This is a genomic window from Yersinia ruckeri ATCC 29473 (assembly GCF_000754815.1).
GTDB classification, from domain to species: domain Bacteria; phylum Pseudomonadota; class Gammaproteobacteria; order Enterobacterales; family Enterobacteriaceae; genus Yersinia; species Yersinia ruckeri.
In genome coordinates this window covers 2,328,622-2,343,888 of sequence record NZ_KN150747.1, presented here as the reverse complement: position 1 = coordinate 2,343,888, position 15,267 = coordinate 2,328,622, and the positions used below count along the sequence as shown (strand labels likewise).

The window sequence follows — 15,267 nt, the reverse complement described above, 5'->3', positions numbered from 1 at the left end:
GAAGTAGATAATTACTCAACCGGAATGAGGAGTCTACATATCAGATCATCATTACTGTCCGGTTGATACGTAAAAAAGATTAAATCATACGAGTTTCGTCGACAAACCTTCTCTTCAACGAGTTTAAAATAAACGAGCCTAGTAAAAACAATATACTCGCTCCACAATCCGCTGAAGCGAAACTGTATATACTCTCCGGCAGGGATGACAATCTCTTCAGTCCCCTCTTTTTTTTCATCCATGTCATGGATAATCATTTCAACATTAATAACCGCGTCGCGACTTGCAGACAGTGAGGCTGAAGGCATGATTCTGAATGCAATGCATACCTCATTGCCACTATTATCCCTGATTGAGCTGACGGCTGATTTCATTCTTCTGGCCAAGTCATCTTCAACTAACGGTAAAATAAAGTTATGTGCACATACCACTGACGAACCGCGTAGCTTTAATTCAGGAAGGACGCAGTGCTCAGCCTTTAAATTATGCGTATCCTCCATCAGCAATGGCCGCTGAAGTAACTTAACTGACCATTTATCCTGCTTCCTGTATTTTGTTGGAGTGACACCGGAAAATATTCTGAATGATCGAGTGAAGTTCTGAGAACTGTAAAAATGGAACATCGTCGACACCTCCAAAATCGACAACTCGGTCATTCGGAGTAACATGGCCGCTCGACTCATTCTTCTCCTGAGTAGATATTCACCAAGGGGAAATCCACTATACTTCAGAAACCAGAGTTCCAGCGTTCTTCTAGAATAGCCCGTTTCATCGACCAATTTTCCAATGGAAGCACCAGTATAGATGTTCTCCTCCACCCAGCTCAAAATGTATCTAACCACCGCACCTTCCATATCATCACCTGACTGGTTGCTATTTTACGTACAATGATATGCTTCAATGATTCATTTTTTGTATTTCTTTATATTACTCTTAGCCTGGTATGAAGATAATTTAATCTGTTCTACTTTATTGGGGCGTAGTTTGGATATCGAATCTATGGTCACTTCCGTTTTTGCAACACTGATTTTATGGCATAACACCGCTGCATTATGTAACCCAATATTGTAAATAACTTTACGTACTGTAGTGGCATAGTTACTTGTGTCGTCGCTCCAACGTTATCGGTATCTGGTATTTTCCAGGGACGCTACATTTTACTTCCATTACGATATCTTTGGTATACTCTTCGACTATTCGGGATGTAAACGGACTGGTCACGATGGATGAAGGCTGGTCGGTCAGCGAGATCCCTTCGGCGCGAACTTCACAATCGCGGGGTGGTACCTGCAAGCGCGCGGCCAGGCTGATTTGGCTACCTGTCGAGTGAGTCACGCTTAGTGAGTCGCACTTGCTCCATTCTCCTACAACACTTGTTGAGCAAGAGACCACTTGCCTTGCCGCTGAAACCCCGGTTTGGTTCGTTCCCCACGCACTGGAGGCCGTATAAGAAACGGTTATCCCACCGTAGGTAGGCGAGCTGTGTATCTTTCCGGGTGTGACGATGTTAAACGCTACTCCTAGCTTTAGGATATCTGGCACTAAACCGTTGAGGATAACGCCGTCATAACCATAAACGTAGCGTATGTTGGACGCTGTCACCGGGAATGAACCAGCGGCTAAAGATAGCAGTACTCTTAACTTGCTGTATCCCGAGCACGATGTGACTGTAACTGGCAATGTGACGACCTCATTAAAACAAACCCTCCCACCATTACCCTCTAGATACACACGGAACTTGTATCCGTCCGAGTGAATACTAGAAATATATGTAGCAGTCGCCGAATACACACTGGGGATCCAGCTCGGCTCCACAGGTTGAAGCTCTACGCGCAAAGGCGCACTCGGACCCGATATTGGGATTGACCACTCGTTCGACCGAAATGCCGGAAACACGCCTATCCCAGTTTGATCAGGCAGTTTAATCTCCGCTCCAAATCCGACTCCCGGGATACCTACTATCATTGCGACTATGAGTGTGATTTTTGTAATGTGGAGCATTCTTTGTATTCCTTATCAACGTTGAACGATATACAGCCCAGGCGATTCACCAGCCGGGGGGGGCAAAAACCGAGCAACGCAGCCATCTATATGTTCCATTGCTCTCATAACGCTGCACCCGCAAGTCAATAGCGCTTGCTGGCAGGCACAGGCTACGTCTTCAAGCCGTAATCGCCGACAGTAATGGTTCGTTATTTTCAGAGCGCCTTAGGCCTTGTAGCGAACGTTGAACTTAATCACCGCGCTGCGCTCTCCCTCTTGGGCTGCTACACCCACTTGGGTGGCCGGGGTCAGCGTACACGTCCGGCTGTCCGTGCCCGCACAGAACCCGCTGTCCGTCGTGTTCGTCTCTCCGTTCAGCTTTATCTTCTTTCCATTTTCTTCCAACCAGAAGTGCGTCAGCGCATCAGCCCCAGTCATGGCCGTGGTGTCCGTGGTCCCGCTCACCAGGAGCCCGGCTGTCTGTGCGTAAATTTCAGACCTTGCAGCCGAGGTGCAGTTCACCGTCAGAGTGACTGGACGGTAGCGCTTCTCACCGTAGGAAATACTGCCTAGATGCACCACCGGGGGAACGTCTATCTCACACGGCGGCATCGTGAAGGTTGCCTCCAGCGTAATGGTTATTGAGTCAAACAAAGGAGCGGACCGAGCCTGCGGTATGGGGGCAATCAGTAACATTGAGATGACGCCCCCGCACAGCAGACTCCAGTTACTTAATCGCATAAGTCTGCTCCCCGCCCCAGTCATTGATGGCTGTGACAGTCACCTCGCTGCCGAGGTTCATATTGCCCAGAGACACCTCCGAGTACGGCGCCATCTGCGCCAGCGCATCCATCATCGCCTTCGAAAGCTTCACCTCGCTCCCGTTGTGGTTCACCTTCACCACCGCGAAGTAATAGGGCGTCGGGTTCTTCAACACCGTCCTGCCGTTCTCCGTGCCAACCTTAATGTTCTTCTCAGCATCCTTACGGCCGTCCATGAGGGTCTTCGGGCGGTAAAACACCTTCACCTGCGTGTTCATCGCTATCGCCAGCACACTGCCCTCGTTGTTCTCCTGCACCGGCGGCACCTCCTGCACATTCAGCCAGAACAGCGATTCGCGGTCCTTCGGCAGGTTCGGGTTCACGTTCATCAGGCGCACTATCTGCTTCTGGCCCGGTTTCACCTTAAAGAACGGCGGACTCGGTACCAGGGACACGCTGTCCTTTGCCTGATCCGTGTTGTCTACCCACACTTGCCCGCCGTAGGTTTCCTTCGCCCCATTGCTCACCTCAAAGGAGGTGTTCTTCTTCCCGCCCTCATAGATAAAACGGGTGCCGTTCAGGGAGAACGCCGCCATCGCCTGGCTCATCACCAGCATCAGGGTCGTGGCCATCAGAGTCTGTTTTAGTACTTTATTCACAACGTATCTCCTGCACGGTACCGGTGTTCGGCTTCGTGGAATCCATGGTAAAACTGCATTTACGGCCGTCTCCCCGTGTGACGGTTATCATTTTCGGAGCCGACAGCAGGTTCATCAGCAGCACGCCGTTGTCGGCAATAAAGCCAGCGTCCAGCTTCTGTTCCGTCTCGGCGCTGCCGCCGTTAATAATCTGCTCCTGGGTGTCCTTCAGGCGCAGGATGTAGCGCAGCACGTGCTTCGCTTCAAATTCGCGATAGATAATCGCCCGCTCCGTCGGCAGTACGTTAAAGGAGGTGTTCACCAACTCCATGCTGTCCGGCACGTTGTCCATGTTGATCGTGATGCCCGACTGTATGTAGCTGGACATCGGCACCACCGTCTCACCCTGGCCGTTGGTCGGCAGGGAGCCATTAAACGTCACTCCCGGCACGTTCTTAATCTTCACCACCGCCACCGTATCTGTCGCCTGCTTGGTCAGCAGCAGTCCGGTTACACCGGTTACCAGAGCCGACCCCGACAGGCTGCCCGACACGTTCGAGCCGTACCGGTTTTTTGCCACCTGCAGATTGGTCTGCACCGCGTCAAAGGCGTAACTTGCAGAGGCACTGGCACCGCGGTCGCCCTTCGAACTGGCGTTGGCATTCAGCCTGTAGTTAAGACGGTCATTCACCGTGGCCGACACTCCCGTGTTGAAGGTGCTTCCGCTGTTGCGGCTGTAGCCCATGCTGTTACTGGTGTAGTACGTCGCGCCGCCCAGCGTGAACGGGATGTTGACGCCCAGCAATGCCTGGTAGTCCGGCGTCCCGCCCCAGGCGTTGCGCGTATGGCTGCCAGTCAGGAAAATGGACGCTCGACCAATCGAGGTGCTAGCGGAGAGGTTCGCCCCTGAAGTTTTGCCCGACTGACTCCAGTACGTCTGCTGCCAGTAGGAGGCGCTGAGATACAGGTTGTCGAAGAAGTGCGACAGCCGTACCTCGTAGCGGGCTTTCTCCCGGGAAAAGTAAAATGCATCGTCCCGGCGGAAGTCCGCAAACTCGGTATAACCTTGGGTCTGGTAGCGGTAGGTCAGCAGTTGCAGGTCGGTACGGTCGGTGAAGCTCTTGGCGTACTTGAACGCCACGCTGCCGCCTTGCTTCGTGGCACCGTCGTCATAGCTCGCCTTCGCTACGTTGACGTTGGTGGACAACGCACCAAAAATCCCCAGCGACAGGGTGGCACCCACGCCGCCGGTCTGGTAGTTATCGCTGAGGATGGAGGCCAGGTTCAGAGTCAGCACCGGGAAGCCGTAGTCGTAGCTGCCGAGCAAAAAGATGCCCTGTCCCGAGGAGAACGCATCCCCGACGTCAGAGGAGGTGCTCTTCTGACCCACCGCCACACTGTAGTTGGCCTCTCCTGGGCGCAGCAGGGTAGGTAAGGTGGCCACCGGGTACTCGGTCACCGTTTTCTGAGCGCCCTCACCCTCAACGGTCACCACCAGGTTGCCGTTGTTCACTGGAGAGAGATCGTCCAGCCGGTACGGCCCCGGCGGCACCACCGCCGAGTAGATGGTGTAGCCATTCTGGGTGATGGTGATACGGGAGGTCCCGCTGGCCACACCGGAAATTACCGGAGCATAGCCACTGGTCTTCCATGAGCGCATGTTGCTGTTGGATCGCAGTGAGGCGCCGTAGAAGCTAAAGTCGCTGAACAGCTCGGTGCGGGTCTGGGAGCGACCCAGTATCAGGTCGCCCTGAATCTCGCTGATGGCGGTGGAGAGCGTGATGTCGTTGGCCTGAAAGCGGCTCTCTGAACTGTTGCGGGTGGCGTTCATGTTGCTGGTCAGCACCCAGCGCCCCAGGTTCAGGCTGGTATTAAAACTGCCGTAGGCGTTCAGCTCATCGTTCGTGTTTTTATTAAAGTTGCCGTTATAGGTCAGACGAAAGCCGTTAATGCCGTAGTCCCACAGGGTGGTGTCATTCTTGTCCAGCAGGTAAGCCTGCGGGATAACAAAGTCCAGCGACTGAGCGTTGTAGTCAAATTCGGTGCGGGTGTGCGTGTTACGCGCCAACGGGTAACAGCCTCGGGCGGTATCAAACGCGTTCTGATAGGGTTCAGTCTTAAAGAAAATCCCGGCGGTGCGCAGCCACTCCGGCGACAGACACAACATCCCGTCGGCCTCTTCGGCCTGACTAATGGTCAGCATCATGCGGCCAGTATTGACACCATTGACCAGCACGTCCACGTAATATTCGCCCGACGGGTAATTCACGTCGGACTTCAGCACCGAGGGAACACCAGAAACATTACGCAGAAACAGCGTATTGAGTTCAGCCGCCTGGGTCAGTCCGGCATATAAGCTCAGACAGATAATAGAAAGGCGAGCTGATGGTAATACATTTCTGATGTTCATTTAATTTCTCAGCCCAGCATTATCGGAACAGATGTAAATAATAAAACCTGAAAACCTTTAGTGTAATTCCGGTGCGGCGACCTTATCGGAAATTAAGACGCCCCCTCCTTCAGCGATTATTTATAAGCAACCACGAATGCAGCAGCAGAATTATAACTACCGGCTTGATTAAGGCCGTTCAACTGAGCTTTGAATTTCGCGCCATCCGCCTTAAGAACGGCTCCGTCGAAATCAGCGCTCAGTTTTGAGGCAGTCATATCAACAATGGCCGTTGTTTTTGCGTTAACGGTGCTCAATTTCACCCATGAGCCCGTTGCGGTACCACCCTGGTTTTCCAGACCGCTCGCGTTGAACTGACCGCCCCAGGCAATCTCAGCTGTTTTAGTGGTATCAAGCGCGGCACAGCCTGCCTGAGTGTCATTTGGCTTGAGAGCAAATTCAACTTCCGTTGCCACATTGTCAATCGGTGCGGTACCCAGTTGAATCACGTTGTTCACTGCGCCGCTCACTTCTGGGATCAGATCACAGGTGGTAGCGGTGACCGCACCGATGAACTGAACCTCGCCATTAGCGGCGAAAGCGTTAGCCCCCCCCAGAGCAATCAGGGAGATGACGGATGCAATAATTGTTTTAAATTTCATTTAAAGTCCTATTTACTCCATTTATCGGGCGACTACAGAAAGTAAATACTTTTCTCAAGAGAGGATAAGTATTTCTCTTTCACGATATACATCAGGATGATTTATATTAAAACGAACTTAAATTTATATAATAAAAACCATGAGCAATGATGGTACACAGATAGAGAATCTATTCCGCCAACAGAATGGAATAATCTCAAGTATTTAAAAAAATAAACTTATTGCACAGGATATTAGTTTGGCCAGACAATAAATAACTGACAGTATCCAGATGACCGCTGACAAACGTGTTCACATTCGTCATTCCAGCCCATCAGGATTTATTCTGGAATTTTTCCATTAACGTACATCAACGGAATGTCCGTCAGCGCAAACACCTAATATAGATGCCTTCCTCCACCCAACTCAAAATGTATCTGACCAGTGTGTCTCCCCTATTCTCATCTGACTGGTTGCTATCTTACATATAATGAAACCTTACCTCGGTTCATTTTTTGCATTTTTTATTTTTAGTTTAGAATGAAGATAACTTAATCTGATCGCCCTGATCCCTCAACGCTGCCCCTCAATCATCATAAAATCTGTTGTCTCATGCGGTGTTAGTGCATCTCATGACGATGAGTAAAAGCCCCCCATAAGTGAACTGCCCCAAAACGTTGGATACCCAACGATTAAGGGGGCAGTTTTTTATGAGTAAGTATTCCTTCTGGCCGCTGACAAACCTCGATCCAACGATCACTGGTGGGGAAGACAAGCAGAAGAGTCAAGCGTTCGCACCAGAGAGGGCGCGGAGCGAGCCTACAAGGGCGTATTCACGGCATCTTGACGATCTGCCTGTTTTTGCCGCGGTGAGCATTTTGTCATTAACCTCAGGTGGTTTAAAGCTAACAATTAAAACCTACGTTTTAACCTACATTCTTATAACAAGTTAATAAAAGCAGCGCGAACATGACCTTACCCTCCTTTCATGCCGTTACGTTCTACCTGATTAACATCAATGCCCATTTTTTTCATTCTGGATAATAGGGTGGTACGCTTCAACCCTAGACGTATTGCCGCACCACGAGGCCCAGCGACGACACCATTTGTTTCTTTGAGCATCGAAATAATACGTTCCCGTTCATCGATTTCGTTGGCTGGGGAAAAGGGCGTGGCTTGCTGGACACCCAGCGGAGTTATCGGCACAGCGATCGGTAACGGGTGATGTAATTCGGTAAGCTGCATGTCCAGTACTGTTCCGCGCGTCAGCAACACCGCACGCTCAATGACATTCTCCAGCTCTCTGACATTACCTGGCCACGGCATCCGACTCAGTAAACGCAGCGTTTCTGCGGGGATACTGTCGATAGTACGTTTCATCCGTTTAGCGATTTTATAGGTGAGGAATTTCACCAATTGAGGAATATCTTCTGGCCGCTCACGCAGCGGTGGGATCACAATCGGGAATACGTTCAGACGATAATAAAGATCACTGCGAAATTCTTTGTCATTAACCATTTGCTTTAGATCACGGTTCGTCGCCGCGATGACTCGCACATTGACTGAAATAAGTTTATTACCACCGACGCGTTCAAACTCCTGTTCCTGAAGTATTCGCAATAATTTTGGCTGTAGCTCCAATGGGATTTCGCCGACTTCATCAAGAAACAGCGTGCCTTGGTCGGCTAACTCGAAACGCCCCATACGCTGAGCCGTCGCTCCTGTAAATGAACCTTTTTCGTGACCGAAAAGATCGCTTTCCATCAGTCCTGCGGGCATCGCGGCACAGTTCATTTTAACCATGCGTTGGCCACGGCGGTCACCCAGATTGTGAATAGCGCGGGCAATCAGCTCCTTGCCGGTACCGGTTTCACCGAGAATCAATACCGAACAGTCACTTTTGGCGACGATCTCTACCTGTTTCAACACGGCCGACATACTTGAACTACGCCCAACGATATCACTGAAATCAGGGTTATCGCTGTTGATTTGCTCAGTCAAATACAGGTTTTCATGCTGTAGCTTTTCTTTAAGGGTTTTGATTTGTTTATAGGCCAAAGCGTTATCAACCGCGATCGCGATCCGCTCGGCAATTTGCTGCAACAACCGTAAATTGGCTGCATTAAAATTGTCCGGCTGGCATTGCTCAAGCTTCAATACGCCTAACGTCTTATGTCCAAAGCGTAATGGTAAGATACATAGCGTTTTGGTCTGCTCTCGCCATAGTAGCGAAAATAATGTGCTGTTACCCTCGTCCGGTAACTCGTTGAAGGGAAGCACATTAGTCAGCAGCATCTCGCCGCTTTCCATAACTTGTTGCTCCAGCGAGCCGGCCAGTGTCATGCGGTTTTTTTCACGCTCAGCCAAGTGAGTTTGCACATAATGCATGGCATATACACTGGCGTGTTCACACTCCTTATCTGCGTCGCACAGCACAATACTGATCGCATTGATGTGGAAGAAATGATGAATGGTTTTGGCGATTTCTCCTGTCAGTTCATCAAGATCCAGCTTGGAAAGTACCGCATTGGTTATATCCACTAGAATACGAAAATCATCCCGTTCATGACGCAGTAACGATTGCTGAAGCAGTGCATTTTCACGTAGCTGCATTTGTTCAACCGCAATCGCCGCCAGCGAACAAAATTCATGCAGAGCGTCTTTATCTTCCTCACAAAAAGATCTGCTGTCCTGACGGGTAAACTCACAGCCACCCAATAACCTCGACGACGCCAATAACGGCACCAGGCAATAGTCAGTAAACGCGGGATAGAGGTTGAGTGCGGCCAATTGTGGATAACGCAGATGCAAAGCCTCGTGGCTCCAGACCTGCATTTTCGGCTGCTGTAGCAATGAATATACTGGCCCGGTTGCCAGCAGAGTTTCATCTTCATAGCGCACTGGCTGATGGTGTAGATCCCGGCCATAAAAACTGACACGCTCACTGTGACTGTTACTGTCAAACAACACCAGTGTCAGCGCCTCGGCGAGACCGGCTTGCTGAACAACATGAGTTAATGCTTCCAACAGCGATGCCATGTTTTGCTGTTGCAACAACGTGCGCGTCAACTCGAGTAATCCTTTGTGTTTTATCGTGCTCATTGTTCCACTCTATATGGCATTTCGTTCTGGATAATCTGAGTTCTGCAAATAAAAGCAGTAATGAAAATTCTACACTTTGAATAGACCCCAGTTTCCTAGACGGTTGCGTGCCTCATGAACCAGGCACTTTCATAAACTGCAGGTGGTTGATCTTCACAGGCACTGTGACGCCGTTTAGCATTATAAAACATCTCTACATAATCGAAGATATCCGCCTTCGCTTCTTCTCTATTTTTATAGATCCGTTTCTTTATGCGTTCTCGTTTTAGCAACTGAAAAAAGCTTTCAGCCACCGCGTTATCATGGCAATTACCTCGGCGACTCATGCTGCTTTTTAAATTGTGAGCGGTCATAAAATGCTGACATCTTTCGCTCGTATATTGCGAGCCCTGATCCGAATGGATTAGTACTTTTGCCGTTGGTTTACGTCGCCACACTGCCATCAACAAGGCGTCCATCACCAGCTCTGCTGTCATTCGCCCCCCCATACTCCAGCCGATAACCCGACGCGAGAAAAGATCGAGAACAACGGCCAGATACAACCATCCCTCATGCGTTCTGATATAGGTCATGTCACTCACCCAATGCGTATTGGGGGTAGGAACAATGAACTGGCGTTCAAGGTAATTAGGGTTGGCAACTGATGTTTTTCCGCCGCCGTAATAGCGGCGTTTCCGATATCCGGTTTGAGAAGCCAACTCTGCAAGCCTCATTAGGCGCGCGATCCTGTTACGCCCAGCTCGCTCACCCAAGTCTTTCATGTCGAGCCAGATTTTTCGATAACCATAAACCGTACCACTTTCAAGCCACAGTTGTTTAATGAGGCCTGTTTGGCGCTCATCTTGCCTGGCGCGCAGAGATTGAGGCCGTTTTAGCCACTGGTAATAACCGCTGTAATGGAGGCCAAGAACCAGACACAACCGGCGTACCGCATAAAAGGTCGACTATTTTTTTAATGAAGGCGTACTTCAGCCTGACGTTCTTGCAAAGTACGCGGCGGCCTTTTTTAAAATATCTCGCTCTTCAGTCACCCGCTTAAGTTCTTGCCTGAGGCGCTTTACTTCGTGCTGGAGGGCATCGTCCTGCTTGCGCTGTGGTTCGGGTTTTTGGTAACGCTTGATCCATGCGTAAAGGCTATTGGTGGAAACACCAAGTCGTGCCGCAACCTCAGAAACAGGGTATCCCTGCTCGTTAATCTGTTTTACAGCTTCAATTTTGAATTCTTCAGTGAACGTTTTGACTGACATAAACACTCCTTCATTAGGCCTCCATTATGAGGCAAAAAAGTGTCTACGAAACCCGGGTCTATTCACTTTTCTTTGTCGCCCTCTCCCTGATGAGATCAACAAATCCGGGGTAATGGCTCAGCATGGGGCAACATTAAGCGACGAGAAATACCCAGCGCACCACGTACACAAACCTGCGGGTCTACAGTCACCTCACCGATTGTCACAGCGTCAACACCCAAAACGTGCTCGCGCAATATTTTCAGTACCCTTTTTTCAGCTTCAGCGGATACGACTAAAACCACTTTTCCCTCATTTGCAAAGTTCAGTGGCTCCAGCCCCAGAAGTTCACAAATACCTCTGACCGCAGGTCTGACGGGTAGCGCATTGTCGTCAATGCAAATCCCCAGGCCACTGGCCTGGTGGAATTCATGCAGAATGGCATTAACTCCGCCACGCGTCGCATCACGCAATGCATGCACACCTGAGAGTGTCCGTAATGGAGCAATCATCGCGGCCAAGACCGCGCAATCACTTTGTACCGCAAGATCCATTTCCAGCCGCTCACGAAGATTGAGGATCGCCGCACCGTGATCACCAAGTGTCCCGCTGACGATGACTTTATCGCCCACCTGAATCCTTTTCGCCGCCCAAGTAACTGCCGTCGGGATCACGCCGATCCCTGCGGTATTGATGAAAATTTTGTCCGCCGCACCACGCTGAACAACTTTAGTATCGCCAGTGACAATAGCTATACCGGCTTCATTCGCCGTTACGGCCATCGCGCTGACGATTTTTTGTAAGTCATCGAGAGGAAAACCCTCTTCTAGAATAAATCCGCAGGAAAGAAAAGCCGGTGTCGCGCCAATGACGGCCAGATCATTGGCCGTTCCGCACACCGCCAGTTTGCCGATGTTGCCACCGGGAAAGAAGATGGGATCAATAACATAACTGTCGGTGGTAAAGGCCAGGTGGTCACCCTGACAACTGAGGGCAGCCAATGACAATCGGGCGCTGTCTTCACGCTCATTCAGCCACGGATTATCGAACGCCTGTAGAAACATACGTTCAATCATCTGTTGCATGGCACGCCCACCACTGCCGTGCGCCATAGTAACGACTTGATTATGACTGCTCATCTCACCTCCTTGTGTTGTTGATACTGCACTCTTTTTTCGCTTTCCTGATACCGGTACTGATACCAGGCCGCACAAGCCCCTTCGGAAGAGACCATCAGTGCACCAAAAGCGTTATGCGGTGTACAACCATGGCCAAAAAGTGGGCACTGATGTGGTTTACAACGTCCTGTCAGGACGTCGCCACAGCGCGCCTGTGGATCATCGGCGACAGACTGTATTTGGGGCGTGAAACGCCGCTCGGCATCAAACCCGGCATAAGTGTCTGTTAGCGAAATACCTGATTCTGCAATTAACCCTAGTCCACGCCATTCGCTACTGCCCGCAAGCTGAAATACCTCACGTATGGCATCCAGTGCCAGCAGATTACCTTGTTCAGCAACCACTCGACGGTATTGGTTTTCAGTTTTACACGACGCCTCGCAGAATTGTTCCACCAGCATCAACACGCTTTGCAGCATATCCAGTGGTTCAAATCCACTGATCACCAACGGTTTGCCGAACTGTTCACTGATGAAATTATACGGAGTAGTCCCGATCACCATGCTGACATGGCCTGGTGCGAGAAATGCATCGATATGGACATCATGCTGTTGCAGTAGGCTGCGTAAGGTGGGGATCAGGCTGATGTGTTGACAGAAGATGCTGAAATTGCTCATACCTTCACGCCGCGCTTTTTGCAGTGTGACGGCCGTGACTGGCAACGTGGTTTCAAAACCAAGGGCAAAAAATACTACCTGACGGTGCGGATATTCTCGCGCCAGTTTTAACGCATCGAGCGGAGAATATACCACTCGCACATCAGCACCGCGCTCGCGCGCCTGTAGTAGCGAACCCTGTTTACCTGGTACACGCAGCGCATCACCAAAGGTGCAGAAAATCACCTCGGGATGTGCAGCGATTTCACAGCAGGCATCAATGCGCCCCATCGGTAACACGCAGACCGGACAACCAGGCCCGTGAATAAACTCAAGCTGTGGGGGGAGTAGTTGGTCTAGCCCAAATTTAAAGATAGCGTGGGTATGACCACCGCACACTTCCATAATCTGCATCGGTTTTTCTGCGCTAAAGGGCAACAGTCGCGCCCGCTGATGCAAGCGTTCAATCAATACGTTAGCCAGTTCTGGGTCGCGGAATTCATCAACAAAACGCATTAATTCACTTCTCCCTTGCCGAGAAACAGTGCAACATCGGCTTCTACTTCCTCCATGGCATGTAACGCAGCCAGTGTTTCCTCAGCCTCTTGCTCACTGAGTTTGCTTAACGCGAAACCGACGTGGATCAGCACCCAACAACCGATAAGCTGCTCGCGTACACCGTCACACACCAGCGCAATATTCACTTCGCGGCGCATTCCACAGACTTGCGCCCATGCGTGATCCGCTTGCTGTTCATGTAGCGCAACAATTTGTCCTGGAATGCCTATGCACATCGCTGTTGCTCCAACCATGTCAGCCATTGAGCCAATCCTTCACCTGTGGTAGCCGACAATTGAATGACTTCAATATTGGGATTCACCTGACGCGCATTATCGATGCAGGCATTGACGTTAAAATTGACATAAGGTAGCAAATCTATTTTGTTGATGATCATCAGGCGGGAAGCGGCAAACATATGTGGATATTTCAGCGGTTTATCATCACCTTCCGTGACGGAAAGTACCGCGACTTTATGGTGTTCACCCAGGTCGAAACTGGCTGGACACACCAGATTGCCGACGTTTTCAATAAATAGCAGGCTATTATTTTTCGGTGCTAATTGATGTACTGCATCGTGAACCATCTGTGCGTCTAAATGACAGCCTTTGCCGGTATTCACCTGAATCGCCGGAACGCCAGTCGCACGGATCCGATCAGCATCGTGAGTGGTTTGCTGGTCACCTTCTACTACAGCGCAATCAACATCAGGGGCGAGACGAGTCAACGTGCTGGTCAGCAGTGTCGTTTTACCAGAACCGGGACTCGACACCAGATTTAACACCAAAATTGCGCTGTCAGCAAAATGCTCGCGGTTGTGTGCAGCAATATGGTTGTTCTTTACCAGTACATCCATTTCAATATCGATCAAACGGCGCGGTGCAAACGGTAGACCAGAGGAATGCGCGGAGCGGATCCCATGGCCGTGATCGTGAGAATGTTGATTGCTGACACCTTCAATATGAAGTTCACTGCTGGCACAACCACAGGTAACGCACATAGCTTTCTCCTTGGGCAAACTGGTGCCCGTTATTCGATTTCGATACGTTTGATTTTCATGCCATCGTCGGCTGAGACGCGCAAATTACGTCCACCGCATTGTGGGCAAAGCAGTACACCAGGGCTAAGTAATGAGACCTGCTGCTGGCAATCGTGGCACCAACTGTCTGCTGCTGGCGTATTGAGATGCAACGTGCATCCTTCGGCCAACGTTTGCCGACACACCAGTTCGAAACAAAATTTCACCGCCTCCGGCTCTACACAGGAAAATGCACCTATATCCATCCACACTGCCGTAATGCGTCGGGCATTATTTTCCTGCCCGAACTGTTGCATTATTTCTACGGCATTCTGGCACAGCGTGATCTCATGCATAATTTTATTACCGATGCGTAAAATAAAAGCATCTGCAATATCAATGCCAAAAATATCGTCACAAATAAAAACCGTTAATTCGATAAAAAAATAATTATCTGCGCTCTCCCGTCATATATGTCGAAAAGAAGTGTCATCGACATGTCATTTATTTTTACGCGATACATAAAAATACATGGGAATAATTTAACTCGATGATTTTAAATGTATTTAAATTAATGATTCGAATTGGCACGTTTTATGCCAGTAGGTTCTGTATGCGCTGCATTGATGTCGCGATTTGACGAACATCACCAGCTCCCATGGATAAATCACAATAGGTAATGATCATGAGCACTCTTAGCGAACTCAGTAGTAAAGCAGACTATATTGCCAGTAGAAATAACCAGTTACGAACGCAATGGCGCACCTATGAAAATAGCTTGACGCAGGCTATAACCCAATCAAAAAACAATATAAACCATGAGGTTAGATGTGGTGAGAGTCAGGGTATCAGCTTTACTCTGTTTAGCCATTTTGCCATCAATATTCATTTGTGTGATGATTTTTACAGTCACGATATTGTCTACAGCCTGAACCTCTCACCAAGCAGTGATCAGCCTGATTTCAAAGCCTTTGCGCATGCCCACCTGACTGAAGAGGGGCTGGTTGACGGCAGCGTCGATATTCGCGATAAAAATGCCGTTTTTGAACATTATCTCAATAAGATTTTCGTTATTTACCAATGTTTATTTGATTCTCTACGTGACAATAAATCGGTCTATAGACAATTAAAACAATTAATCGGCTACACGAAGAATAGCGACTGAAATAGATTTAAA

Annotated in this window: 13 protein-coding genes and 1 pseudogene; 1 reads left to right on the top strand and 13 read right to left on the bottom strand. The window is 49.6% G+C overall.

Going from position 1 to position 15,267, the window contains the following annotated elements; all coding sequences use genetic code 11:
- Positions 1–11: 11 nt before the first annotated feature.
- From DJ39_RS10360 to hypA, 13 genes and pseudogenes are all read right to left on the bottom strand, one after another.
- On the bottom strand, positions 12–854 hold the full coding sequence (locus tag DJ39_RS10360) for a helix-turn-helix domain-containing protein (protein ID WP_004721154.1): 843 nt from the start codon (positions 852–854) through the stop codon (positions 12–14).
- Positions 855–1,098: 244 nt separating this feature from the next.
- On the bottom strand, positions 1,099–1,335 hold the full coding sequence (locus tag DJ39_RS17930) for a hypothetical protein (RefSeq protein WP_126940129.1): 237 nt from the start codon (positions 1,333–1,335) through the stop codon (positions 1,099–1,101).
- Positions 1,336–2,208: 873 nt separating this feature from the next.
- Positions 2,209–2,724, bottom strand: a complete 516-nt coding sequence (locus DJ39_RS17130; protein ID WP_050777619.1) for a hypothetical protein — start codon at positions 2,722–2,724, stop codon at positions 2,209–2,211.
- The gene (locus tag DJ39_RS10345) at positions 2,711–3,403 is read right to left on the bottom strand and encodes a fimbrial chaperone (RefSeq protein ID WP_038242348.1); all 693 of its coding nucleotides are present in this window, start codon (positions 3,401–3,403) and stop codon (positions 2,711–2,713) included. Before DJ39_RS10345 ends, DJ39_RS17130 begins: the two co-directional genes overlap by 14 nt.
- Positions 3,396–5,792, bottom strand: coding sequence for a PefC/AfrB family outer membrane usher protein (gene pefC / locus DJ39_RS10340; RefSeq protein WP_004721144.1), 2,397 nt, complete (start codon positions 5,790–5,792; stop codon positions 3,396–3,398). Before pefC ends, DJ39_RS10345 begins: the two co-directional genes overlap by 8 nt.
- Positions 5,793–5,908: 116 nt before the next feature.
- Positions 5,909–6,433 (bottom strand): fimbrial protein, encoded by a 525-nt coding sequence (locus DJ39_RS10335; protein WP_004721142.1) that lies wholly within the window; start codon positions 6,431–6,433, stop codon positions 5,909–5,911.
- 954 nt (positions 6,434–7,387) lie between these two features.
- Complete coding sequence (flhA, locus tag DJ39_RS10325) at positions 7,388–9,514, bottom strand: formate hydrogenlyase transcriptional activator FlhA (RefSeq protein WP_004721140.1); 2,127 nt, start codon at positions 9,512–9,514, stop codon at positions 7,388–7,390.
- Positions 9,515–9,609: 95 nt separating this feature from the next.
- A pseudogene (locus tag DJ39_RS10320) lies at positions 9,610–10,761 on the bottom strand (IS3 family transposase).
- A 95-nt stretch (positions 10,762–10,856) separates the two neighbouring features.
- A complete protein-coding gene (gene hypE / locus DJ39_RS10310) occupies positions 10,857–11,879 on the bottom strand; it encodes a hydrogenase expression/formation protein HypE (protein WP_038242341.1) in 1,023 nt (340 codons plus the stop codon).
- Positions 11,876–13,030 (bottom strand): hydrogenase formation protein HypD, encoded by a 1,155-nt coding sequence (hypD, locus tag DJ39_RS10305; RefSeq protein WP_004720671.1) that lies wholly within the window; start codon positions 13,028–13,030, stop codon positions 11,876–11,878. The genes hypE and hypD overlap by 4 nt, the downstream gene beginning before the upstream one ends.
- On the bottom strand, positions 13,030–13,308 hold the full coding sequence (locus tag DJ39_RS10300) for a HypC/HybG/HupF family hydrogenase formation chaperone (RefSeq protein ID WP_038242339.1): 279 nt from the start codon (positions 13,306–13,308) through the stop codon (positions 13,030–13,032). The genes hypD and DJ39_RS10300 overlap by 1 nt, the downstream gene beginning before the upstream one ends.
- The gene (hypB, locus tag DJ39_RS10295; RefSeq protein ID WP_004720669.1) at positions 13,299–14,072 is read right to left on the bottom strand and encodes a hydrogenase nickel incorporation protein HypB; all 774 of its coding nucleotides are present in this window, start codon (positions 14,070–14,072) and stop codon (positions 13,299–13,301) included. The genes DJ39_RS10300 and hypB overlap by 10 nt, the downstream gene beginning before the upstream one ends.
- Before the next feature lie 29 nt (positions 14,073–14,101).
- Positions 14,102–14,446, bottom strand: a complete 345-nt coding sequence (gene hypA, locus DJ39_RS10290; protein ID WP_004720666.1) for a hydrogenase maturation nickel metallochaperone HypA — start codon at positions 14,444–14,446, stop codon at positions 14,102–14,104.
- A gap of 329 nt (positions 14,447–14,775) precedes the next feature.
- Between hypA and DJ39_RS10285 the strand changes: the two genes are divergently transcribed.
- Positions 14,776–15,255: a formate hydrogenlyase gene (locus DJ39_RS10285; protein WP_038251346.1), complete on the top strand. Its 480-nt coding sequence runs from the start codon at positions 14,776–14,778 to the stop codon at positions 15,253–15,255.
- The last annotated feature ends 12 nt before the right edge of the window (positions 15,256–15,267 follow it).

Coding starts and splice junctions, on each gene's coding strand:
- hypA (WP_004720666.1), bottom strand. CDS start 14,446: ATGCATGAGATCACGCTGTGCCAGAATGCCGTAGAAATAATGCAACAG.
- DJ39_RS10360 (WP_004721154.1), bottom strand. CDS start 854: ATGGAAGGTGCGGTGGTTAGATACATTTTGAGCTGGGTGGAGGAGAAC.
- flhA (WP_004721140.1), bottom strand. CDS start 9,514: ATGAGCACGATAAAACACAAAGGATTACTCGAGTTGACGCGCACGTTG.
- DJ39_RS17130 (WP_050777619.1), bottom strand. CDS start 2,724: ATGCGATTAAGTAACTGGAGTCTGCTGTGCGGGGGCGTCATCTCAATG.
- hypD (WP_004720671.1), bottom strand. CDS start 13,030: ATGCGTTTTGTTGATGAATTCCGCGACCCAGAACTGGCTAACGTATTG.
- DJ39_RS10300 (WP_038242339.1), bottom strand. CDS start 13,308: ATGTGCATAGGCATTCCAGGACAAATTGTTGCGCTACATGAACAGCAA.
- DJ39_RS10335 (WP_004721142.1), bottom strand. CDS start 6,433: ATGAAATTTAAAACAATTATTGCATCCGTCATCTCCCTGATTGCTCTG.
- DJ39_RS10285 (WP_038251346.1), top strand. CDS start 14,776: ATGAGCACTCTTAGCGAACTCAGTAGTAAAGCAGACTATATTGCCAGT.
- pefC (WP_004721144.1), bottom strand. CDS start 5,792: ATGAACATCAGAAATGTATTACCATCAGCTCGCCTTTCTATTATCTGT.
- hypB (WP_004720669.1), bottom strand. CDS start 14,072: ATGTGCGTTACCTGTGGTTGTGCCAGCAGTGAACTTCATATTGAAGGT.
- hypE (WP_038242341.1), bottom strand. CDS start 11,879: ATGAGCAGTCATAATCAAGTCGTTACTATGGCGCACGGCAGTGGTGGG.